21 protein-coding genes are annotated in these 23,085 nt (G+C 63.7%); 16 read left to right on the top strand and 5 right to left on the bottom strand.

From position 1 onward, the window contains the following. Window positions 1–142 precede the first annotated feature (142 nt). Window positions 143–544, top strand: a complete 402-nt coding sequence (locus ACIPIJ_RS19535) for a lectin OAA (RefSeq protein WP_401079636.1) — start codon at window positions 143–145, stop codon at window positions 542–544. 53 nt (window positions 545–597) lie between these two features. On the opposite strand, the gene asd is transcribed toward ACIPIJ_RS19535, so the two are convergent. Genes asd through ACIPIJ_RS19550 form a run of 3 tightly spaced genes read right to left on the bottom strand, consistent with a single transcriptional unit; the run spans window position 598 to window position 3,860 of the window. Beyond that, the gene (gene asd, locus ACIPIJ_RS19540) at window positions 598–1,461 is read right to left on the bottom strand and encodes an archaetidylserine decarboxylase (RefSeq protein WP_401079638.1); all 864 of its coding nucleotides are present in this window, start codon (window positions 1,459–1,461) and stop codon (window positions 598–600) included. 9 nt (window positions 1,462–1,470) lie between these two features. Beyond that, window positions 1,471–2,280 carry a rhodanese-like domain-containing protein gene (locus ACIPIJ_RS19545; RefSeq protein WP_401079640.1) on the bottom strand — a complete coding sequence of 270 codons (810 nt, stop codon included), beginning with the start codon at window positions 2,278–2,280 and terminating at the stop codon, window positions 1,471–1,473. 44 nt (window positions 2,281–2,324) lie between these two features. After that, on the bottom strand, window positions 2,325–3,860 hold the full coding sequence (locus tag ACIPIJ_RS19550) for an HDOD domain-containing protein (protein ID WP_401079642.1): 1,536 nt from the start codon (window positions 3,858–3,860) through the stop codon (window positions 2,325–2,327). A 130-nt stretch (window positions 3,861–3,990) separates the two neighbouring features. Between ACIPIJ_RS19550 and motA the strand changes: the two genes are divergently transcribed. Continuing rightward, complete coding sequence (motA, locus tag ACIPIJ_RS19555) at window positions 3,991–4,842, top strand: flagellar motor stator protein MotA (protein ID WP_401079644.1); 852 nt, start codon at window positions 3,991–3,993, stop codon at window positions 4,840–4,842. A 3-nt stretch (window positions 4,843–4,845) separates the two neighbouring features. Next, entirely contained in the window at window positions 4,846–5,877 is a 1,032-nt protein-coding gene (gene motB / locus ACIPIJ_RS19560) for a flagellar motor protein MotB (protein WP_401079646.1), read from the top strand. 360 nt (window positions 5,878–6,237) lie between these two features. On the opposite strand, the gene rsgA is transcribed toward motB, so the two are convergent. Then, on the bottom strand, window positions 6,238–7,269 hold the full coding sequence (gene rsgA, locus ACIPIJ_RS19565; RefSeq protein ID WP_401079648.1) for a small ribosomal subunit biogenesis GTPase RsgA: 1,032 nt from the start codon (window positions 7,267–7,269) through the stop codon (window positions 6,238–6,240). 141 nt (window positions 7,270–7,410) lie between these two features. Here rsgA and orn point away from each other — a divergent pair, with 141 nt between their 5' ends. Next, window positions 7,411–7,953 (top strand): oligoribonuclease, encoded by a 543-nt coding sequence (gene orn / locus ACIPIJ_RS19570; protein ID WP_401079650.1) that lies wholly within the window; start codon window positions 7,411–7,413, stop codon window positions 7,951–7,953. Between the two features lie 91 nt (window positions 7,954–8,044). Continuing rightward, complete coding sequence (locus ACIPIJ_RS19575) at window positions 8,045–8,656, top strand: trimeric intracellular cation channel family protein (protein ID WP_054900237.1); 612 nt, start codon at window positions 8,045–8,047, stop codon at window positions 8,654–8,656. A 48-nt stretch (window positions 8,657–8,704) separates the two neighbouring features. On the opposite strand, the gene queG is transcribed toward ACIPIJ_RS19575, so the two are convergent. Beyond that, complete coding sequence (queG, locus tag ACIPIJ_RS19580; RefSeq protein ID WP_401079652.1) at window positions 8,705–9,778, bottom strand: tRNA epoxyqueuosine(34) reductase QueG; 1,074 nt, start codon at window positions 9,776–9,778, stop codon at window positions 8,705–8,707. Window positions 9,779–9,843: 65 nt separating this feature from the next. Between queG and ACIPIJ_RS19585 the strand changes: the two genes are divergently transcribed. From ACIPIJ_RS19585 to ACIPIJ_RS19635, 11 genes are all read left to right on the top strand, one after another. Continuing rightward, the gene (locus tag ACIPIJ_RS19585) at window positions 9,844–10,704 is read left to right on the top strand and encodes an NAD(P)H-hydrate dehydratase (RefSeq protein WP_401079654.1); all 861 of its coding nucleotides are present in this window, start codon (window positions 9,844–9,846) and stop codon (window positions 10,702–10,704) included. Continuing rightward, complete coding sequence (gene tsaE / locus ACIPIJ_RS19590; protein ID WP_401079863.1) at window positions 10,701–11,165, top strand: tRNA (adenosine(37)-N6)-threonylcarbamoyltransferase complex ATPase subunit type 1 TsaE; 465 nt, start codon at window positions 10,701–10,703, stop codon at window positions 11,163–11,165. The genes ACIPIJ_RS19585 and tsaE overlap by 4 nt, the downstream gene beginning before the upstream one ends. Window positions 11,166–11,176: 11 nt before the next feature. After that, complete coding sequence (locus tag ACIPIJ_RS19595) at window positions 11,177–12,610, top strand: N-acetylmuramoyl-L-alanine amidase (RefSeq protein WP_401079656.1); 1,434 nt, start codon at window positions 11,177–11,179, stop codon at window positions 12,608–12,610. Beyond that, window positions 12,607–14,505, top strand: a complete 1,899-nt coding sequence (gene mutL, locus ACIPIJ_RS19600) for a DNA mismatch repair endonuclease MutL (RefSeq protein WP_401079658.1) — start codon at window positions 12,607–12,609, stop codon at window positions 14,503–14,505. Before ACIPIJ_RS19595 ends, mutL begins: the two co-directional genes overlap by 4 nt. Before the next feature lies 1 nt (window position 14,506). After that, a complete protein-coding gene (miaA, locus tag ACIPIJ_RS19605) occupies window positions 14,507–15,478 on the top strand; it encodes a tRNA (adenosine(37)-N6)-dimethylallyltransferase MiaA (protein ID WP_401079660.1) in 972 nt (323 codons plus the stop codon). Window positions 15,479–15,572: 94 nt separating this feature from the next. Further along, the gene (gene hfq, locus ACIPIJ_RS19610; protein ID WP_003258160.1) at window positions 15,573–15,833 is read left to right on the top strand and encodes an RNA chaperone Hfq; all 261 of its coding nucleotides are present in this window, start codon (window positions 15,573–15,575) and stop codon (window positions 15,831–15,833) included. Window positions 15,834–15,845: 12 nt separating this feature from the next. Further along, window positions 15,846–17,147 carry a ribosome rescue GTPase HflX gene (gene hflX, locus ACIPIJ_RS19615; RefSeq protein ID WP_401079662.1) on the top strand — a complete coding sequence of 434 codons (1,302 nt, stop codon included), beginning with the start codon at window positions 15,846–15,848 and terminating at the stop codon, window positions 17,145–17,147. Window positions 17,148–17,243: 96 nt separating this feature from the next. Further along, window positions 17,244–18,422, top strand: a complete 1,179-nt coding sequence (gene hflK / locus ACIPIJ_RS19620; RefSeq protein ID WP_401079664.1) for an FtsH protease activity modulator HflK — start codon at window positions 17,244–17,246, stop codon at window positions 18,420–18,422. After that, a complete protein-coding gene (gene hflC / locus ACIPIJ_RS19625) occupies window positions 18,422–19,291 on the top strand; it encodes a protease modulator HflC (RefSeq protein WP_401079666.1) in 870 nt (289 codons plus the stop codon). The genes hflK and hflC overlap by 1 nt, the downstream gene beginning before the upstream one ends. A 290-nt stretch (window positions 19,292–19,581) precedes the next feature. Continuing rightward, window positions 19,582–20,769 carry an ATP phosphoribosyltransferase regulatory subunit gene (locus ACIPIJ_RS19630; RefSeq protein WP_264311363.1) on the top strand — a complete coding sequence of 396 codons (1,188 nt, stop codon included), beginning with the start codon at window positions 19,582–19,584 and terminating at the stop codon, window positions 20,767–20,769. 56 nt (window positions 20,770–20,825) lie between these two features. Beyond that, on the top strand, window positions 20,826–22,118 hold the full coding sequence (locus ACIPIJ_RS19635) for an adenylosuccinate synthase (protein WP_401079668.1): 1,293 nt from the start codon (window positions 20,826–20,828) through the stop codon (window positions 22,116–22,118). Window positions 22,119–23,085 lie beyond the last annotated feature (967 nt).

Consider the following 23,085-nt stretch of genomic DNA (forward strand, 5'->3'; position numbering starts at 1 on the left):
AACTCCGCTACTAGGCTGATTGCAAACTGTTCTAAGTTCCCGTGTTGCGCCCATCTACGCTTGGATCCGTACGGTCTCACCCATCGACCGTACGGGCCCGAGGGGAGTCCTCGTGGCCGTCAACTTCAAGGAGAAGAAGTTCATGTCCAGATATGCAGCGCAGAATCAGTGGGGCGGTAACTCGGCACCTTGGCACCCGGGCGGAATCTGGGTTATCGGTGGCCGGGACAATCAGAACGTGGTGTCTGTCGAGGTCAAGTCGACCGATGGTGGTCAGACACTGCAAGGCGTCATGACCTATGCCGGCGAAGGACCGATCGGCTTCCAGGGCAAGCGCGTCGCGCATAACCGTTACCAGGTGCAGAACCAGTGGGGAGGGGACAGTGCCCCTTGGCATCCGGGCGGGGAGTGGGTGATCGGCGGGCGCGATGACCAGAGTGTCGTGGCGTTGAGCGTCAAGTCCGATGACGGTGGCCTTACTCTCAATGGGACCAATACCTACATCAACGAGGGCCCGATCGGCTTCCGCAGCCTGCTCGGCTGATGCCCTCACCGGGTAGACGCCCCCCGGTCAAGAACCGGGGGGTGTTTAAGCGGTCAGCCCTGCAGCGGCTGCGCCAGCAATTCACCCATCCGGGTGGCCGAACCGGCCCCCAGGTTTTCAGCCCACTTCACCTGCTCCGGCCCGAATAGCACGATGGCGGTGGAACCCAACTTGAAGCGGCCCAGTTCCGCACCCTTTTCCAGGTGGATCGGTGCACGGCTGCCTTCGTCATAGCGGAAGGTCTTCAGTTCACGCTTCGGCGGGGTGACCAGGCCAGCCCACACCGTTTCGATCGAGGCTACGATCATCGCACCGACCAGTACAACGGCCATCGGCCCACGCTCGGTGTCGAACAGGCACACCACGCGCTCGTTGCGGGCAAACAGCTCGGGAACGTTCTCCGCCGTGGTCTGGTTGACCGAGAACAGGCGGCCCGGCACATAGACCATCTCGCGCAGGGTGCCGGCCAGCGGCATGTGCACGCGGTGGTAGTCTTTCGGCGACAGGTAGATGGTGGCGAACTCACCGCCCATGAACGGCGCCGCCAGGCCCGGATCGCCGCCAAGCAGCTCCTGCGCGCTGAAGCTGTGGCCCTTGGCCTGGAAGATGCGGCCGTGTTCGATCGGGCCCAGCTGGCTCACGGCGCCGTCGGCCGGGCAGAGGATCGCGCCTGGGGTTTCGTCCAGCGGGCGTGCGCCCGGCTTGAGGGCACGGGTGAAGAAGGCGTTGAAGTGCTCGTAGGCAGTCAGGTCTTCGACCAGTGCCTCGCTCATGTTCACCTGGTAGCGCTTGGCGAACCAGGCGGTGAAGGCATTCTTGAACCAGCGCGCGCGGCACTCGGCGACGCAGCCGGCCAGGCGCGACAGCAGGTGGTGCGGCAGCAGGTACTGGCTGATGATGAACAAACGGGATTTCATGCAGGTTCCTTAGACTTCTACAGGCGTGTCCGGGTGGTTGCCCCATTCGCTCCACGAGCCGGCGTAAGCCTTGACGCGTGGGTAGCCGAGGGCCTTTGCCACCAGATAAGTGAAACCGGAGCGGCGGTGTGACTGGCAGTGGGTGATCACTTCCTTGTCGGGGGTGATGCCCAATTGCTGAAGGACTGTGGCGATGTCCTGGCGAATGCGCAGGTGATCGTTGAGGTCCATGCCGGCAGTCCACTCGAAGTTGATCGCGCCGGGAATGTGCCCGCCTTTGGCGGCCAGGACTTTCTCGCCGTTGAATTCCTGGGGGCCACGGGCATCCCAGATCACCAGGTCGTCGGCGCCCAGGCGGCTTTGCAGGTATTCGCGGGTGGCGGTCGGTTCACCGTGCAGGTGCAAACGCACAGGCGTATTGGCCGGCGCGGGTACTTCGGTCACCAGCTTGTCTGCCGGCCAGGCCTGGATACCGCCATTGAGGTAGTGGTAGTGCGGGTGACCGATGACATCGAGCATCCAGATGAAACGCCCGGCCCAGCCGCCGCCCTCATCGTCGTACACCACGTAGACGGCGTCGTCGCGGTGACCGAGCTCGCTGAACAGTTTTTCCAGGTCGGCCAGTGCTGGCAGCAGGCCGGGCGCCGGCGGCAGGCCCAGCTGGGTGCGCTTGCCTTCGACGAAGCGTGCCCCGGGGATGTGCCCGCTGACATAGCGGTTGGCGCTGCTCAGGTCGACCAGGATCAGCTGGGGCGAATCCAGGCGCGGCAGCAGGTCCGCGGGTTCGATCACCAGCGGCAGTCCGGCAAAATCAGTCATCCACGGTCTCCAGTGTGGAAAGAGGGGCGATTGTAGCGCAAGGGTCAGGTATTGCGGTTGGCAAACACCGCCAGGGCGCGTTCGATACATTGCGCGGTTTTGCCAAACGCCTGCACGCTGACATCGGCCAGCGGCTTGCCGCCCTGGTCGGCCACCGCCAGCATCAATACCTGGTCATTCACTGCCAGCGAGCGCAGCAGCAGGTGCTCGCTGCGGAAGAACGCACGCAGCGGGGCCGGCAGCAGGGCCGAGAACTGGGCGTGGTTCTCGGGTGTCAGGCGCAGCTGCGCGGCCTTGCCCACCAGCTTCTGCAGCAGTTTGCTCTGCGGCACGGGCAAGGCCATGGCCGTGGCTTCCTTGGGCAGGCCGGCGGTCTGCTGCACGCGCAGGTAGTCGCTGGCCCGGTCCAGGGTCAGCAGCATGATGCGCTGCATGCCGCAGGCCAGCAGGGCCTCGCGCGCCTGGGTGGCCAGGTGCACGGCGTTGGTGAACGGGCTGGGCTGGACCAGCAGCTCCTGGCACAGCTTGCGCCAGTGGCCGAGCGCCTCGCTGGAGGGCGGTGGCGGGGTCAGCATGTCGGGGTGCGGGCGGCGCTGGTGCCACGGCCAGATCAACGCTTCGGCCGGGTGGAACAGCGCATGCCTGGCGTGGCGGCGGGCACTGGCGGCAGCTTGCTGGTGTACCTGTTGTTGTACGTCTTCCAGCGAGGTCTGCAGATACAGCGCGGTCAGCAATTGCCAGCGCAGCAGGTGCGGGTTGTCCCAGCCCACCTGGGCCGCCAGGGCCAGGTTGTTGGCCAGCAGCACGGTATTGGCCGGTTGGTTGAACCAACGGCCGAGGGCGGGCGCTTCGTCCAGGCGGTGTTGCTGGCTGAGCAGGTCTTCGTCGCGGGCGATGCTCAGGATCTGCCCCAGCTGTTCACGCTCTTCCAGTAGCATGCGGTAGCCCTGGGTGACCCACTGCGACAGGCGCCAGTGTTCGGCCACGGCTTGGCACAGGGCGATGATGCGCACGCCAAACAGCTCGAGCTCGACCTCTTCAGCCTCTTCGCCCTTGTGGATAACCCGCAGTTCCCAGGCATCGAGCAGTTTCGGATAGGCCAGGGCCATCGGCCACAAGGGCGACAGGAACAGCAGGCTGCCCCAGTGAATTTCCTGCCACAGCCGCGCCAGGCGGCTGGCAAACAGGCCGCTGGCCTGTTGCGAGGCATGCTGGCTGATCATGAGGAACTGGCGCAGCACCGGTGGAATATCGTCATCGGGCAGGGCAGGCAAGCGCATGAGCAGTTCCCGGGTGCGCGTCAAGCCCAGGCGGTTGAGGGCGATTTCCAGGCTTTCGGCGGGTTCGGCCTGGCTGGCATTGGCCGGGTGATTGGCCTCGCGCATCACCGACAGCACCAGGGCCGGGCTGTCCTGCATCAGTTCGGCGATGTCGCGCAGCGAGCGTCGACTATCATTGATGGCGCTCATGACCCGGTCGTAACTCTGCTTCGGCACCGGTACGCGAATACCGTCGAGCAGTTTTGTCCAGGCCTCTAGCGTACGCGGATTCTGAGTGGGCACCTTGGATTCCATTGGCATTTTGACATCAGTCCGAACTGGCTTTTCGCATTGAGTGGCTATAGTCTGGCGCAGTTCTGCCGATAAGTAGAAGAAGAGTTTTAAAGCTCCCGTCCCTCACCCTGACCACGACAGCAAGTGCTTTGAACCTATGGCTAAAATTATCGGCATCATCGTCGTATTCGCGAGCGTGCTCGGCGGATATGTACTCTCCCACGGCCAGATCGCGGCGCTGATCCAGCCGTTCGAAGTGCTGATCATCGGCGGTGCAGCCTTTGGCGCCTTCATGCAGGCCAACCCCGGCTACATGACCATGCATGTGGTCAAGAAGTCGATGAAGATGTTCGGCTCGCGCTTCACCCACACCTTTTACCTGGAAGTGCTGGGCCTGGTGTATGAAATCCTCAACAAGAGCCGTCGCGAAGGCATGATGGCGATCGAGAGCGATATCGAAGACGCTGCGGCCAGCCCGATCTTCGCCAAGTACCCCGCCGTGCTGGGTGATGAACGCATGACCGCGTTCATCTGCGACTACCTGCGCATCATGTCCACCGGCAACATGGCGCCCCACGAGCTCGAAGGCCTGTTCGACATGGAGCTGTTGAGCATGAAGGAAGAGCTCGAGCACCCGTCGCACGCCGTAACCGGTATCGCTGACGGCATGCCCGGTTTCGGTATCGTTGCTGCGGTACTGGGTATCGTCGTGACCATGGCGTCGCTGGGTGAGGGTGACCAGGCAGCCATCGGCAAGCACGTCGGGGCGGCCCTGGTCGGTACCTTCTTCGGTATTCTGGCGGCGTACGGCTTCTTCGGCCCGCTGGCCAAGTGCCTGGAGCACGATGCCAAGGAGGAGATCAACCTCTACGAGTCGATCAAGGCCTCGCTGGTTGCTTCGGCGTCCGGCATGCCGCCTTCGCTGGCCGTGGAATTCGGGCGCAAGGTGCTGTATCCGAAGCATCGCCCGAGCTTTGCCGAGCTGGAACAAGCAGTTCGCGGTCGCTAAGCCATGGAAAACAATCAGCCGATAATCATCAAGCGCGTCAAGCGCTTCGGTGGCGGGCACCATGGCGGCGCCTGGAAAATCGCCTTTGCCGACTTCGCCACGGCGATGATGGCGTTCTTCCTGGTGTTGTGGTTGATGTCTACCGCCACGCCTGAGCAAAAGATCGCCATTGCCGGCTACTTCAAAGACCCGATCGGCTTCTCCGAAAGCGGTACGCCCTATGTCATCGACCTGGGTGGCTCGCCGGAGCTGGCGCCGGAAAAGACCATCAACCCGGAGCAGAAGTCCGAGCCGACGCCTGACACCAGCATTCAGCTGGACAAGGACCAGGTCGAGACCATGGCCGAACAGGTCGAGCGCGAGCGCCTCGAGTTGTTGCTGCAGGAATTGCAGAACAAGGTCGAGGAGAACCCGCAGCTTCAGAAGTTCAAGGACCAGATCCTCTTCGAGATCACCCAGGACGGCCTGCGCATCCAGATCATGGATGCCGAGAACCGGCCGATGTTCGACATCGGTAGCGCCCGCCTGCAGCCGTATTTCGAGGACATCCTGCTGGCGATGGCCGACACCATCAAGGCGGTTCCGAACAAGATCAGCATCAGTGGCCACACCGATGCCAAGCCTTATTCGGGCAGTGGTGAGTTCGGCAACTGGGAACTGTCGGCCAACCGCGCCAACGCGGCGCGCCGTGCACTGGTTGCCGGGGGGTATCCGGATGATCAGGTGGCGCGGGTGGTGGGGTATGCCTCGTCGTCGCTGTTCGACCGCAAGAACCCGTTCAACCCGGTCAACCGCCGCATCGATATCATCGTCCTGACCAAGAAGGCCCAGCGCAACATCGAGGGTGAGCAGGGTACGCCCGAGGCGCCACCTGCTGCTCAGCCGGGCCAGCCTGCGCCGCCTGCCGGTGCCGCACCTGGTGCTGCGGCGGTACCTGGGGCGGGTGATGCGCCGATGCAGCCGCGTGAGCTGCGGCAGAAGCTGAACATCTTCGAGGAAGGCACCTTGAAGATGGACGAGGCCAAGGACCAGTAACCGATCGGGGCCGCTTTGCGGCCCCGATGCATTCAAAACCCCCGGCGGATCTTGGCCTTGAGGTCGGCATGGAAGAAATCCGCATTGTCCCGGTCAGCGCAGTTGCCGCGGCGCACTCGGGCAGCACGCCGATCCAGTGGGTTGCATCGCTCATTTGCTGGCAGAAGCTGCCGTAGAGATCGTCGCTGGTCTGCCCTTTGATATCGTCTAGCCGCTGTTCGTGGCGGTAACTGATGAAGACCGGCATCGCGGTTGCCCTCCCTGATAGAAGCCATGACCATCAGGGAAAGCAGTAGGCGGGGCAATAGATGACGGCAAAACCGGAGCGATCCTACGTGCCCGGGTAAAACTTCCTACAGATTAATAGCTGTCTTCTGGCAGGCTGGCGATGATCGAGCGGTAGCTGTTCATGCGCTGCTGCTTGATGCGGCCATCGTCCAGTGCCTTGAGCAGCGCGCAACCGGGTTCACGGTCATGCTTGCAATCGCGGAAGCGGCAAGTGCCGAACAGGTCACGGAACTCGATGAAACCGTCTTCGACGTCGTCACGGCTGACGTGGCCGAGGCCGAATTCGCGGATGCCCGGCGAGTCGATCAGGTCACCGCCGTTTGGGAAGTGGTACAGGCGCGCGGTAGTGGTGGTGTGCGTGCCTTGGCCAGACCATTCAGACAGGTCGCCGACGCGGGTGTCAGCGGCAGGCAGCAGGCTGTTGACCAGGGACGACTTGCCCACACCCGACTGGCCGACGAACACGCTGATGTGGCCGTCCAGCATCTGTTGCAGGCGTTGCATGCCGTCACCGTGGTGGGCAGAAACCTCCAGCAACGGGTAGCCGAGGTCGCGATAGACCTCAAGCAAGGCATGCAAGGCCGGGCCGTTCTCGTCGTTGATCAGGTCGGCCTTGTTCAGCAACAGCAGCGGGCGGATGCCGGCATGCTCGGCCGCCACCAGGTAGCGGTCGATCAGGTTCGGGTGCGGTTCGGGCGCGGGGGCGAAGACGATCACGATCAGGTCGACGTTGGCCGCCACCGGCTTAAGCTGGCCGTGGTTGTTCGGGCGGCACAGCTCGGTGCTGCGCGGCATCTGCGCGACGATCACGCCGATGCCCTGGTTGCCGGCACGCCAGACCACGCGGTCGCCGGTGACCAGTGCCGGCAGGTTGGCGCGCAAGTGGCAACGGAACACCTGCCCTGCGACGTCGCCGTCCTGGGCCTCGACCTCGACCTGCACACCGAAGTGCGCGATCACCAGGCCCAGTTGTTCCGGCCCCAGGTCCCCGCCCTCCAGCTCCTGCAGCGTATGCTGCTCGCGTTTGGCGGCGCGAGCGGCGCGTTCGTTCTGGATCTTTTCGATCCGCCAGTTCTGGCGGCGATTGAGCTGGCGTTTGGCCATGGAGGTTCCGTGGTGGGGCAGGTTGAAATCGGCAGGCAGTTTAGCACGACGGGCGGCGGACCATTCCGGTTACCTTTGCGCCAGGAATGCGCGGGCCTCTGCCGCTAGGCTACTATGACGGCCTATACGAGGAGCCCCTTCATGCAGAACCCACAGAACCTGATCTGGATCGATCTGGAAATGACCGGCCTGGATCCGGACAACGACGTCATCATCGAGATGGCCACCATCGTCACCGACAGCGAGCTGAACACCTTGGCCGAAGGGCCGGTGATCGCCATTCACCACAGTGACGAGGTGCTGGCGCGCATGGACGAGTGGAACACCCGCACCCACGGCGGCTCGGGGCTGACCCAGCGCGTGCGCGAGAGCAAGGTCAGCATGGCTGAGGCCGAGGCCCAGACCATCGCTTTCCTGGAACAGTGGGTGCCCAAGGGCAAGTCGCCGATCTGTGGCAACAGCATCTGCCAGGACCGCCGCTTCCTCTACCGCCATATGCGCAACCTGGAAAACTACTTCCATTACCGCAACCTCGACGTCTCCACCGTCAAGGAACTGGCTGCGCGCTGGGCGCCGGATGTGCGTGACAGCTTCAAGAAAGGCAGCACGCATCTGGCGCTGGACGACATCCGCGAGTCGATCGCCGAGCTGCGTCACTACCGCGAGCACTTCATCAAGGTGTGAGCCGAAAGGGCGCAGATATTGTCTTTGCGCCCTCTTTTGGTGCCAAAGGCAACTGGTTAGACTGCGTGCCTTTCCCGCACGGACCCGCGCCATGTTGTTGATGCTCTATCTTGTCGCCATCACCGCCGAGGCCATGACCGGCGCCTTGTCTGCCGGCCGTCGCGGCATGGACTGGTTTGGCGTGGTGCTGATCGCCTGCGTTACCGCCCTGGGGGGCGGCTCGGTGCGCGACGTGCTGCTGGGGCACTACCCGCTGACGTGGGTGAAGCACCCGGAGTACCTGGTGCTGACCAGCTTTGCCGCGCTGCTGACGATTTTCATCGCGCCGATGATGCGCCGCCTGCGCTCGCTGTTCCTGGTGCTGGATGCCCTGGGGCTGGTGGCCTTTACCCTGATTGGCTGCATGACTGCGCTGGAGATGGGCCAGGGCATGCTGGTCGCGTCGATCAGCGGGGTCATTACCGGGGTGTTTGGCGGGATCCTGCGGGATATCTTCTGCAACGACATCCCGTTGGTGTTCCGTCGCGAACTGTATGCCAGCGTGTCGTTCGCCGCAGCCTGGTTCTATCTGGGGTGCGTGTACTTCAAAGTGCCGGCGGAGCAGGCCATGCTGCTGACCTTGTTCGGTGGGTTCCTGGTGCGCTTGCTGGCGATCCGGTTCCATTGGGAAATGCCGAAGTTTCACTACAACGACCAGCAGTGACACGGCGCTGGCTTCTTCGCGAGTAAGCCCGCGAAGAAGCCGCCACGGTCACCCCTGCTGGCGCGCCTGGTGCTGCGCCAGCGCCCACGCCACATGCTCGCGCACCAGCTCCGACGGGTCGTCCTGCCGGGCCTTCAATGCCTCCAGTACCGGAATCGTCGAAGGCGCATTGCCCAGCCCCACCGCCAGGTTGCGCAGCCAGCGCTCATACCCCGCCCGCCGCAATGGCCCGCCCTCGGTCTTGCGCAGGAAGGTCTTCTCATCCCACAGGAACATCTGCGCCAGCTCGGCATTCTCCAGCCCGTGCCGCGGTTGGAAATCGCTCTCCTGGGTTGGCCTCGCGAAACGGTTCCACGGGCAGACGATCTGGCAGTCATCGCAGCCGAACACCCGGTTGCCCATCATCGAACGCAACTCGACGGGGATCGCGCCCTTCAGCTCGATGGTCAGGTACGAAATGCAGCGCCTGGCATCCAGCACATAAGGCCCGACGAAGGCCTTGGTCGGGCAGATGTCCAGGCACGCCTCGCAGCGCCCGCAATGCTCGCTGGTATGCGCCTCGTCCACTGGCAGCGGCAAGTCGACGAACAGTTCGGCGAGGAAGAAGTAGCTCCCGGCCTTGCGATTGAGCAGCAGGGTGTTCTTGCCGATCCAGCCCAGCCCGGCCTGTTCGGCAATGGCCTTTTCCAGCACCGGCGCGCTGTCGACGAAGGCGCGGTAGCCGAACGGGCCGATGTCTTCCTGGATGCGATCGGCCAGGTGCTGCACGCGTTTGCGCACCAGTTTGTGGTAATCGCGGCCAAGGGCGTAGCGCGACACGTAGGCCTTTTCTGGCTGGGCCAGGCGCTGCGCCATCTGCGTGTCGCCCGGCAGGTAGTCCATGCGCAGCGAAACCACCCGCACCGTGCCGGGGATCAGCTGGTCGGGGTGTGCACGTTTGCCATCGTGGGCGGCCAGGTATTCCATCTCGCCCTGATAGCCGGCGTCCAGCCAGCGCTGCAAGTGTTTTTCGTGCTCGCCAAGGTCCACCCCGGCAATGCCGACGTGGGCAAAACCGAGTTCTTGGCCCCAGATCTTGATCGATTGGGCCAGGGCGGCGAGGTCAAGTGTGCAAGCGGACATGGATGGGTAAGGCAATACGGGCTCAGGTGCGTATAATTCTGCCAGACATTGGAGCCTTTGACCCCATGCCACAGACCAAACACCCAAGCCATGGCCCGCAACTGCTCAGCAGTGTGACCGTCGCGCGCCTGCCTGCCAGGCGGCCGCATGCCCACAAAGGTGACTTCGGCCACGTGCTGGTGGTCGGGGGGGACCTCGGCACCGGCGGCGCAGTATTGCTCAGCGCCGAGGCTGCGTTGCGTTGCGGCGCCGGGCTGGTCAGCCTGGCGACGCGCCCAGAGCACGTGGCCGCAAGCCTTGCCCGCATGCCCGAAACCATGTGCCTGGGGGTGAATTCAGCCAACCAGCTGATGGGGGCGCTGGAGCGTGCATCGGTGCTGGTGGTCGGCCCGGGCCTGGGCCAGGCGGCCTGGGGGCGCAGCGTGTTGTCGGCAGTCGCCAATGCCGAGCGGCCGCAGGTGTGGGATGCCGATGCACTCAACCTGCTGGCGCGCACCCCGCTGGCTCTGCCCAGTGGCAGCATCCTCACCCCGCACCCGGGTGAGGCCGCGCGGCTGCTGGGCATTTCCACCGAGGCGGTGCAGGCCGACCGCCCGGGCGCCGCGCGCAAGCTGGCGCGCCGCTATGCCAGCGTCTGTGTGCTCAAGGGCGCCGGTACCCTGGTCGCGGACCCGGCCGGGCAGTTGGCGCTGTGCCAGCGGGGGCATCCGGCAATGGCCGGGGCCGGCTTCGGTGACGTGCTGACCGGCGTGCTGGCCGCATTGTTGGCCCAGGGGCTGGATGCCTGGCAGGCCGCTGGCCTTGGGGTGTGGTTGCACGCCTGTGCCGGTGAGCGGCTGGGCGTTAAAGGTAGAGGCCTGGCAGCCAGCGATCTGGCGCCGGTCATTCGTGAGTTGTTGGAGGAGCATTCTGCGTGTCTGGCATAACCCTGTTTCTGGCCGATGAAGAGGCCACGGTCAAATTCGGTGCATCCCTGGCGGACGTGACCGGCGGTCGCGGCGTGATCTTTCTCGAAGGTGACCTGGGCGCGGGCAAGACTACGCTTTCCCGAGGGCTGATCCGTGGCCTTGGCCACACGGGGGCAGTGAAAAGTCCGACCTTTACGGTGGTCGAACCCTACGAGATCGGTGAGGTGCGCGCCTACCATTTCGACCTGTATCGCCTGGTCGATCCGGAGGAGCTGGAGTTCATGGGCATTCGCGACTACTTCGAGGGTGACCCGCTGTGCCTGTTCGAGTGGCCAGAAAAGGGTGCGGGCGTTTTGCCAAAGCCTGACCTGACCATTACCATAAGCCCCCAAGCGGGCGGACGCTCGCTGATCCTTTCGCCGCAGGGGGCTCGCGGCGAGGCCTGGTGCACTGCGCTGGCCAAACACTATAAACAGTAAGTGGGGTAGGTATGCGCATACGCGCACTGGTCGCTGTCGTTGGTCTGCTGCTGACAGCGGTGACTGTTGACGCTCTGGCCGTCACTCAAGTCAAGAGCATGCGCCTGTGGCGTGCGCCGGACAACACGCGGCTGGTCTTCGACCTGTCTGGCCCCGTGCAGCATAGCGTCTTCACCCTCAGCGCACCGGATCGCCTGGTCATCGACATCAATGGTGCGACCCTGGCCGCGCCGCTGAGCGTCTCTACTTCGAACACGCCGATCAGCAGCGTGCGCTCCGCCCAGCGCACGCCGACCGACCTGCGCGTGGTGGTCGACCTGAAAAAGTCGGTCACGCCGAAAAGCTTCACCCTGGCGCCCAATGCCCAATACGGCAACCGCCTGGTGGTCGACCTGTACGACCAGGAAGCCGATGCCATCGCCGCCACGGCACCGGTGGCACCGCCAACGCCGGTGCAAGCCCCGGTTACAACCCCCGCCGTGCCGGTGTCCCCGGCCCAGCCCGCGATCAAGCTGCCACCTGTACCCAGCGGCAAGCGCGATATCGTGGTTGCCATCGACGCCGGCCACGGCGGAGAGGACCCTGGTGCCTCCGGCTCGCGCGGCCAGCACGAGAAAGACATCGTGCTGCAGATCGCCAAGGAGCTGCAGCGCCAGATCAATGGCGAGAAGGGCTACCGCGCCGAGCTGACGCGCACGGGTGACTACTTCATCCCGCTGCGCAAGCGTACCGAGATCGCCCGCAAGAAGGGCGCCGACCTGTTCATCTCGATCCACGCCGATGCCGCACCGTCGCGCGCCGCGTTTGGCGCCTCGGTGTTCGCCCTGTCCGACCGTGGTGCGACTTCCGAGACCGCGCGCTGGCTGGCCGACACGGAAAACCGCTCCGACCTGATCGGGGGGGCAGGCAACGTCAGCCTCGACGACAAGGACCGTATGCTCGCGGGCGTGCTGCTGGACCTGTCGATGACCGCAACGCTCAGTTCCAGCCTCAACGTCGGGCAAAAAGTGCTGGGCAACATGGGCCGGGTCACATCGCTGCACAAGCAGCGTGTCGAGCAGGCGGGCTTCATGGTGCTGAAGTCGCCAGACATCCCGTCGATCCTCGTTGAAACCGGGTTCATTTCCAACAACAATGAAGCCGCCAAACTGGCCACCAGCAGCCATCAGCAGGCCCTGGCTCGCTCGATCCATACCGGTGTGCGCCAATACTTCCAGCAAAACCCGCCGCCTGGCACCTACATCGCCTGGCTGCGCGACAGTGGCAAGATCGCCCAGGGCCCGCGTGAACACACCGTGCGCCCGGGCGAAACCCTGGCGATGCTCGCGGTGCGCTACCAGGTCAGCGTGGCCAGCCTGCGCAGCACCAACAGCCTCAAGACCGATGAGCTGAAGGTCGGCCAGCACCTCGATATCCCTGCCACCACCCTGGCCTCCCAGCAATGAGTGGTGGTTCGCGCATCCAGCTGCTCAGCCCGCGGCTGGCCAACCAGATTGCCGCCGGTGAAGTGGTCGAGCGCCCTGCATCGGTGGCCAAGGAACTGCTGGAGAACAGCCTCGACTCCGGTGCCCGGCGCATCGATGTCGAAGTTGAACAGGGCGGCGTGAAGCTGCTGCGGGTGCGTGACGATGGCAGCGGCATTTCCGCCGACGACCTGCCCTTGGCCCTGGCCCGTCACGCCACCAGCAAGATCCGCGAGCTAGAAGACCTCGAAGGCGTACTGAGCCTGGGCTTCCGGGGGGAGGCGCTGGCCTCGATCAGCTCGGTGGCGCGCCTGACCTTGACCTCGCGTACTGCCAGTGCCGGTGAAGCCTGGCAGGTCGAAACCGAAGGCCGCGACATGACCCCGCGGGTGCAGCCTGCGGCGCATCCGGTGGGTACCTCGGTCGAAGTACGTGACCTGTTCTTCAATACCCCGGCAAGGCGCAAGTTCCTCAAAGCCGAGAAAACCGAATTCGATCACCTGCAGGAAGTCATCCGTCGCCTGGCCCTGGCCCGCTTCGATGTCGGCTTCCACCTGCGGCACAACGGCAAGAGCATCCTCAGCCTGCACGAAGCGCACGACGAAACTGCCCGTGCCAGGCGGGTCGGCGCCATCTGTGGCGCAGGCTTCATGGAGCAGGCGCTGCCGATCGATGTCGAGCGCAACGGCCTGCGGCTGTGGGGCTGGGTCGGCCTGCCGACCTTCTCGCGTAGCCAGGCGGACCTGCAGTATTTCTTCGTCAACGGCCGTGCCGTGCGCGACAAGCTGGTTGCCCACGCGGTGCGCCAGGCCTACCGCGATGTACTGTTCAATGGCCGGCACCCGACCTTTGTGCTGTTCCTTGAACTCGAGCCCAACGGCGTCGACGTCAACGTGCACCCGACCAAGCACGAAGTGCGCTTCCGCGAGGGGCGTTCGGTTCACGATTTCCTCTACGGCACCCTGCACCGTGCCCTGGCCGACGTGCGCCCGGAAGACCAGCTTGCTGCGCCTGCCGCAGCAAGCGAGATCGTCCGCCCGACCGGGCAGCAGGTCGGTGAGTTCGGCCCGCAAGGCGAAATGCGCCTGGCCTCGCCCGTGCTCGAGCAGCCGCAGGCGCCCCAGCATTCGATTTCCAACGGCGGCAGCGGCGCGGGTTACCAGTACCAGTACACCCCGCGCCCGTCTCAGCCGCTGCCGGCGGCCGAATCGCAGGCCGTCTATCGCGAGTTCTACAAGCCGCTGAGCGAGGGCGCCGTGGTACCCGCGTCACTGCCGCAAAGCCAGGGTGATGTTCCTCCACTGGGCTACGCCCTGGCCCAGCTCAAAGGCATCTACATTCTTGCCGAGAACGCCGTCGGCCTAGTGCTGGTAGACATGCACGCCGCTCACGAGCGCATCATGTACGAGCGGCTCAAGGTGGCGATGGCCAGTGAGGGGCTGAGCGGTCAGCCGCTGCTGGTGCCCGAGTCGCTGGCGCTGAGCCAGCGTGAAGCCGATTGCGCCGAAGAGCATGCTCAATGGTTCCAGCGCCTGGGCTTCGAGTTGCAGCGCCTGGGCCCCGAGACCCTGGCGATCCGGCAGATCCCGGCCCTGCTCAAGCAGGCTGAGGCCAACCGCCTGGTGCAGGATGTGCTCGCCGACCTGATGGAATACGGCACCAGCGATCGCATCCAGGCGCACCTCAATGAACTGCTCGGTACCATGGCTTGCCATGGGGCCGTGCGCGCCAACCGGCGGCTGGCCATCCCCGAGATGAACGCCCTGCTGCGCGACATGGAAAACACCGAGCGCAGCGGCCAGTGCAACCATGGCCGACCGACCTGGACCCAGATGGGCCTGGACGACCTGGACAAACTATTCCTGCGCGGTCGATGACATGAGCGGCAAGCCCCCAGCAATATTCCTCATGGGCCCGACGGCGGCCGGCAAGACCGACCTGGCCATCGAGCTGACCAACGTCCTGCCATGCGAGCTGATCAGCGTCGACTCGGCCCTGGTTTACCGGGGCATGGACATCGGTAGCGCCAAACCCTCCAAGGAGGTATTGGCGGCCCACCCTCACCGGTTGATCGACATCCGTGACCCGGCCGAAAGCTACTCGGCTGCGCAATTTCGCGCCGACGCCCTGGAGGCCATGGCCGACATCACCGCGCGCGGCAAGATTCCGCTGCTGGTCGGCGGCACCATGCTGTATTACAAGGCGCTGATCGACGGCCTGGCCGACATGCCGGCGGCTGATGCCGCCGTGCGCGCCGAACTTGAGGCCCAGGCCGAGGCGCTGGGGCTGGCCGAGCTGCACCGGCAGCTGGCTGAAGTAGACCCGGTGTCGGCCGCGCGCATTCACCCCAATGATCCGCAGCGGCTGATCCGCGCGCTGGAAGTCTATCGGGTGAGCGGGGAGAGCATGACAGCCCATCGCCAGCGTCAATTCGCGGAAAGTAGCGGCGCAGACGCAGGCGCTGGCGGGCATTTGCCCTATACTGTCGCGAGTTTGGCGATTGCTCCTACAGATCGTCACATTTTGCATCAGCGAATTGCGTTACGATTTTCGCAAATGCTGGAACAGGGCTTCGTTGACGAGGTCCGATCGCTGCGAGCCAGAAGTGACTTGCACGCCGGGCTGCCGTCTATACGGGCAGTGGGGTATCGGCAGGTCTGGGATTACCTCGATGGCAAGCTGACTGAGAATGAGATGCGAGAACGCGGTATCATTGCCACTCGCCAGCTGGCCAAGCGGCAGTTCACCTGGTTGCGCGGTTGGTCCGACGTGCACTGGCTCGACAGCCTGGCCTGCGACAATCTGTCCCGCACCTTGAAATACCTGGGAACCGTCTCCATATTGAGCTGAGTCCCTGCTGATTGCCGTCTATTCTTCCGAAGGGGCGGCCTAACTTATCGATTTCTTTGATTTTCTACTATTGATCCTTACAGGAGTGCGGCATATGTCAAAAGGGCATTCGCTACAAGACCCTTACTTGAACACCTTGAGAAAAGAAAAGGTCCCGGTTTCGATCTATCTGGTCAACGGGATCAAGCTGCAGGGTTCGATCGAATCGTTCGACCAGTTCGTCGTACTGCTGAAGAACACTGTCAGCCAGATGGTCTACAAACACGCGATTTCGACCGTGGTTCCTGCCCGTCCGGTTCGCCTGCCAAGCCCGTCCGATTCCGAACACGGCGACAGCGAGCCAGGCAACGCCTGATAGGAGCCTGCATTGTTCTTTGAGCGCCACGGTGGTGGTGAGCGGGCATTGCTCGTTCACTTGGAAGGTCAGAACCCTGAGGCGCGCGAAGACCCGCAGGAGTTTCAGGAGCTGGCATTGTCGGCCGGCGCCGACATCGTTTCGCTGGTCACGGTGGCAAGGCATCAGCCTACCGCCAAATACCTGATTGGCAGCGGCAAGGTCGAGGAACTGCGCGACCTGGTCAAAGCCGAACAGGTAGACCTGGTGATTTTCAATCACACCCTCACGCCCAGTCAGGAACGTAACCTCGAACGTGTCTTCGAGTGTCGCGTGCTCGACCGTACCGGGCTGATCCTCGACATCTTCGCCCAACGGGCGCGTACCCATGAAGGCAAGCTGCAGGTCGAACTGGCCCAGCTGGAGCACATGAGCACGCGGCTGGTGCGCGGCTGGACCCACCTTGAGCGTCAGAAGGGTGGTATCGGCATGCGCGGCCCGGGTGAAACTCAGCTGGAAACCGACCGTCGCCTGCTGCGGGTACGCCTGCGTCAGATCAAGTCACGCCTGGAGAAGGTCCGCAGTCAGCGTGAGCAGGCTCGCCGTGGCCGTCGCCGTGCGGATATCCCTTCGGTATCGCTGGTGGGCTACACCAACGCCGGCAAGTCCACGCTGTTCAACGCCTTGACCCAATCCGAGGTCTACGCCGCCGACCAATTGTTCGCCACCCTCGACCCGACCCTGCGCCGGCTCGAGCTCAACGACCTTGGGCCCATCGTGCTGGCCGACACCGTAGGCTTCATTCGCCACCTGCCGCACAAGCTGGTCGAGGCATTTCGGGCTACGCTCGAAGAGTCGAGCAACTCCGACCTGCTGTTGCATGTGATCGACGCCCATGAGCCCGAGCGCATGGAGCAGATCGAGCAGGTGCTGGCAGTATTGACCGAGATCGGTGCAGAAGGCTTGCCGATCCTTGAGGTCTATAACAAACTCGACCTGCTCGAAGATGTCGAACCGCAGATCCAGCGCAACGCCGACGGCAAGCCGGAGCGGGTCTGGGTATCGGCACGAGATGGACGTGGCCTGGAGCTGGTCGGTCAGGCGATTGCCGAGTTGCTGGGGGATGATCTGTTTGTCGGTACCCTGTGCCTGGAGCAGCGTTTTGCCCGCTTGCGCGCGCAATTCTTTGCCCTGGGTGCCGTGCAGAGTGAAGCGCATGACGAAGAAGGGCGCAGCCTGCTGAGTGTGCGACTGCCCATGGTCGAATTGAATCGCCTGGTCAGCCGCGAAGGCATGGAGCCGCAAGTGTTTGTCGAGCAACACACTTTGCAATAAATGCCCGCCGAGGTCGTCGGGCAGCAGTGGCAGGCATTCTGTAGCATTGGACGGCGCGCCGTGGGCGCGTCTTTGCTTTATCAGATGGAGAGCGCTATGGCTTGGAACGAGCCGGGTGGCAACTCGAACAATCAGGATCCCTGGGGCGGTCGCCGTGGCGGCGGCGGTGGTGGTGGCGATAAAAAAGGCCCGCCGGATCTGGACGAGGCCTTCCGCAAACTGCAGGACAGCCTGAACGGCATGTTCGGCAGCAAGAAACGTGGCGGCGGTGACCGCAATGTCGGCAAGGGCGGTGGCTACGGCCTGCTGGGCATCGGCCTGGCGGTACTGGCTGCCATCTGGCTGTACAGCGCCGTGTACGTGGTCGACGAGCAGGAGCAGGCTGTGGTGCTGCGCTTCGGCAAGTACTATGAGACGGTCGGTCCTGGCCTGAACATCTACTTCCCGCCAATCGATCGCAAGTACATGGAAAACGTCACGCGTGAGCGTGCCTACACCAAGCAGGGCCAGATGCTCACCGAAGACGAGAACATCGTCGAAGTGCCACTGACCGTTCAGTACAAGATCAGCAACCTGCAGGACTTCGTGCTCAACGTCGACCAGCCGGAAGTCAGCCTGCAACATGCGACCGACAGCGCCCTGCGCCACGTGGTGGGTTCCACCTCGATGGACCAGGTGTTGACCGAAGGCCGTGAGCAGATGGCTGTGGACATCCGCGAACGCCTGCAGCGCTTCCTCGACAACTACCGTACCGGCATCACCGTCACCCAGGTCAACGTACAGAGCGCGGCAGCCCCGCGTGAAGTGCAGGAAGCCTTCGACGACGTGATCCGTGCCCGCGAAGACGAGCAGCGTGCCCGCAACCAGGCCGAGTCCTACGCCAATGGCGTGGTGCCGGAAGCCCGTGGTCAGGCCCAGCGCATCATCGAGGACGCCAACGGTTACCGCGACGAAGTCATTGCCCGCGCCAAGGGTGAGGCGGACCGCTTCACCAAGCTGGTCGCCGAGTACCGCAAGGCACCTGACGTGACACGTCAGCGCCTGTACCTGGAGACCATGCAGGCGGTTTACAGCAATACCAGCAAAGTCATGGTGGCAACCAAGGACGGGCAGAACAACCTGCTCTACCTGCCACTGGACAAGATGGTCGAAGGCAGCCGCAACACTTCGGCACCGGCCAGCAGCGTGTCGCCATCGGCCAACGATGCAGCCGCACGCGCGGCGCAGGACCTGCAACAGCAACAGCAGCAGTTGCGTACTAGGGAGAGCCGCTGATGAGCAATAAATCGCTGATCGCCCTGATCGCCGCTGTCGTGCTGGGCGTCGTGGCCTGGAACAGCTTCTACATCGTGGCCCAGACCGAACGCGCGGTACTGCTGCAATTCGGCCGTGTGGTCCAGGCGGATGTTCAGCCAGGCCTGCATGTGAAGGTTCCGTATGTGAACCAGGTACGCAAGTTCGACGCCCGCCTGATGACCCTCGACGCCCCGACCCAGCGGTTCCTGACCCTGGAGAAAAAGGCCGTGATGGTCGACGCCTACGCCAAGTGGCGCGTCAAGGATGCCGAGCGTTTCTACACGGCTACCTCCGGCATGAAGCAGATCGCCGACGAGCGTCTGTCGCGTCGCCTGGAAAGTGGCCTGCGTGACCAGTTCGGTAAACGTACCCTGCACGAAGTGGTGTCCGGTGAGCGTGACGCGTTGATGGCTGACATCACCGCTTCGCTGAACCGCATGGCCAACAAGGAGCTGGGTATCGAAGTGGTCGACGTTCGCGTCAAGGCCATCGACCTGCCGAAGGAAGTCAACCGCAGCGTGTTCGACCGCATGAGCACCGAGCGTGAGCGTGAAGCCCGCGAGCATCGCGCCAAGGGTAACGAACTGGCCGAGGGTATCCGTGCCGATGCCGACCGTCAGCGTCGCGTACTGCTGGCCGAAGCCTATCGTGAAGCTGAAGAAACCCGTGGTGATGGCGACGCACAGTCGGCGTCCATCTATGCCAAGGCCTACACCCAGGACGCCGATTTCTATGCGTTCTACCGTAGCCTGCAGGCATACCGCGAAAGCTTCTCCAGCAAGAGCGACGTGCTGGTCCTGGATCCGAAGAACGAGTTCTTCCGCTTCCTGGACAAGAGCAAGCCCTGATGCCCTGACGAGGGATTACCCCGCCTGGCAGCTAAAATTCCAGGCGGGGTGCATCCTGAATCAAAAGGGGTGTATGATGCGGCAGCCGGGAAATTTCCCGGCTTTTTTGCGTCTGCATGGTTGATTGGCAAACGGCCAGTTGACGGTTTGGTCAGATCGCAAGGCAATTCGAGGGTATTGGGTACGGTGGCTGCGCTGGGATCAGTGCTGCCCGCTGCTGTGCGCCGATGCCTGCTTCACTGACGGCTCGCCTGCTGGCAAGCCGCCCGGACCAGAGGGGAAATGGCGTAATGGCAACGGTAGACCGCTGGCTGCTGCCAGATGGCATCGAGGAAGTACTGCCACCTGAGGCTGCGCGCATCGAGATCGCGCGCCGCCAGGTGTTGGACCTGTTCCAGAGTTGGGGCTACGAGCTGGTCGTCACCCCGCATATCGAGTACCTGGAGTCGCTGCTCACCGGCGCCGGCCAGGACCTGGATCAGCGCACCTTCAAGGTGGTCGACCCGCAGTCCGGTCGCCTGATGGGCTTCCGCGCCGACTTCACCCCGCAGGTGGCGCGCATCGACGCCCACACCCTGCGCCGCGAAGGCCCGAGCCGCCTGTGCTACGCCGGCAGCGTGCTGCATGCCCAGCCGCGTGCACTGTCCACCTCGCGCAGCCCGATCCAGCTGGGTGCCGAGCTGTATGGCGATGCCAGCCCCACCAGCGATGTCGAAGTCATCAGCCTGATGCTCGCGACGCTGCAATTGACCGATGTTGCCGATGTGCACATGGACCTCGGCCATGTCGGTATCTACCGCGGCCTGGCGCGCGCCGCCGGCCTGTCGGGTGCGGTCGAGCAACAGCTGTTCGACGCCCTGCAGCGCAAGTCGGTGGATGAAGTGCAGGCGCTGACCGCCGACCTGCCGAAAGACCTGGGCAACATGCTGCGCGCCCTGGTCGAGCTGTGCGGTGGCCGTGAAGTGCTGGCCGAAGCCCGTGTGCGCCTGGGCCGTGCCCCGGCCAGCGTGCTGGCGGCGCTGGACGACCTGCTGGCGATCGCCGATCGCCTGGCGTCGCGCTACCCGGACCTGCCGCTGTATTTCGACCTCGGCGAGCTGCGCGGCTACAACTACCACACCGGTGTGGTGTTTGCCGTGTTCGTTCCCGGCGAAGGTCAGTCGATCGCCCAAGGTGGTCGCTACGACGACATCGGTGCAGATTTCGGCCGGGCTCGCCCGGCCACCGGTTTCTCCACGGATTTGAAGACCCTGGTCACACTGGGGCGAGCGGAGGTCGTATTGCCAACTGGCGGCATCTGGATGCCCGACAGTGGTGACGCGGCCCTCTGGCAGCAGGTCTGCCAGTTGCGCAACGAGGGCCAGCGTGTGGTCCAGGCTCTGCCTGGCCAGCCGTTGAGTGCTGCTCTCGAGGCGGATTGTGATCGGCAATTGATTCAGCAAGACGGGCGCTGGCAGGTTCTGCCGCTGACCCATTGAGTTTCTGCGTCGGCAGTAGGCCGGCAACCAAGTTTGCGTGAATGAGGACCAATGTAATGGGTAAGAATGTCGTCGTCCTGGGCACCCAGTGGGGTGATGAGGGCAAAGGCAAGATCGTTGATCTGCTGACCGAACATGCTGCCGCCGTAGTGCGCTACCAGGGTGGCCACAACGCGGGTCACACCCTGGTGATCAACGGTGAAAAAACCGTTCTGCACCTGATTCCGTCCGGCATCCTGCGTGAAGGCGTTCAGTGCCTGATCGGCAACGGCGTGGTCGTTGCTCCAGATGCCCTGATGCGTGAAATCACCAAGCTGGAAGAGAAGGGCGTACCGGTGCGCGAGCGCCTGCGCATCAGCCCGGCTGCGCCGCTGATCCTGTCGTACCACGTGGCCCTGGACCAGGCCCGCGAGAAAGCCCGTGGCGAAGCCAAGATCGGCACCACTGGCCGTGGTATCGGCCCCGCGTACGAAGACAAAGTCGCCCGCCGTGGCCTGCGTATCGGTGATCTGTTCCACCGTGAGCGCTTCGCCGCCAAACTGGGTGAGCTGCTGGATTACCACAACTTCCAGCTGGTGAACTACTACAAAGAGCCGGCCATCGACTTCCAGAAGACCCTGGACGAGTGCATGGAATACGCCGAGCTGCTCAAGCCGATGATGCTCGACGTCACCGCCGAGCTGCACAACCTGCGTCGCGCTGGCAAGGACATCATGTTCGAAGGCGCCCAAGGCTCGCTTCTGGACATCGACCACGGTACCTACCCGTACGTCACCAGCTCCAACACCACTGCTGGCGGTATCTCCACCGGTTCCGGCGTTGGCCCGATGTACCTGGACTACATCCTCGGTATCACCAAGGCCTACACCACTCGCGTGGGTTCCGGTCCATTCCCGACCGAACTGTTCGACGAGACCGGTGCTGGCCTGGCCAAGCGTGGCCACGAGTTCGGTTCCACCACGGGCCGTGCCCGTCGTTGCGGCTGGTTCGATGCCGTCATCCTGCGTCGCGCCATCGACGTCAACAGCATCTCGGGCATCTGCCTGACCAAGCTGGACGTGCTGGACGGCATGGAAACCATCAACATCTGTGTTGGCTACAAGGACGCAAACGGCGCGGTCAATGACGCACCGTCCGACGCCGACAGCTACATCGGCCTGGAGCCGGTGTACGAAACGATGCCGGGCTGGAGCGAGTCGACCGTGGGCGCCAAGTCCCTGGACGCCTTGCCAGCTGCTGCTCGCGCTTACATCAAGCGCATCGAGGAGCTGGTTGGCGCGCCGATCGACATCATCTCGACCGGCCCGGACCGCAACGAGACCATCGTGCTGCGTCACCCGTTCGCCTGATCTGCCCTCCAGGCTGATCTGACGCCGCGCTCCTGAAAGGGGGCGCGGCGTTTTTGTCTGTGCAGTTTGCCAAGCCAGCATTGCTGGATCTTGGCGTTTATACCTGCTGTGCCCGGCACAACCCTTGCTGTAAGAAGTTTCTGTAGATGCCATCAAAATAGTGGCGCCAGAAAGCACGAGGGTTTCACCGTGTCTGCCATCCTCTCACTGTTACGAAGCCGCCTGTTGCGGCCTGTGTTTGTTGCCTTGGGTATCGCCCTTTTGGTGCAGGTACTGGTTGCGGTTGCGCTGACCCGAAGCACGGTCACTGCCCTTGAGGCCGACCTCGGCGAGCGCCTGGGCAGCGACAGCCGCAAGCTTGCCAGCGAGCTTGAGCAAGCTGGGCAGGACGTCCGTTCCGGCCTCGACAGCCTCTCCAGCAGCACCCGCCATCGCCTCAGTGCTGGCCTTTCCGAGCGCCTGCAAAGCGAGCAGCAGCAGCTGCGAGCGACACTGGAAAAGAACCTCAAGGACTCGGCCAACGACATGGCCGAACTGCTGGCCTCGGTCGCGCCCCGGGCGATCTGGGACAACGACGTGCCCGTGCTGTCCGACTTCGCCCGGCGAGCCCAGCGCAACCCCAACGTATTGTTCGTGATCTACGACGACGCCCAGGGCCAGCACTTGACCCGTTACCTGAACCGGCAGAACCCGATCAACCAGGCCCTGATGGAAAAAGGTCAGGGTGAGCGGGCGCTGGACAAGGTGCTGGACGCCGCTCGCCGCGACCCGTCGGTGTATTTCGTCGAGGCTTCGATCAACCCCAATGGCGCGGAAATCGGCAAAGTATTGATGGGCGTTTCCACCGCCGGTGTCGATCAGGAGCTCAAGGCGCTGGATCAGCGCTTCAATGCTTTGATCGCCAGCGGCGAACAACTGGTGGGTGACAGCCTTGGCGCCGCGGCAGCGGACAGCGGCAAGGCGCTGC

This window comes from Pseudomonas sp. NPDC087185 (assembly GCF_044744955.1).
GTDB lineage: Bacteria > Pseudomonadota > Gammaproteobacteria > Pseudomonadales > Pseudomonadaceae > Aquipseudomonas.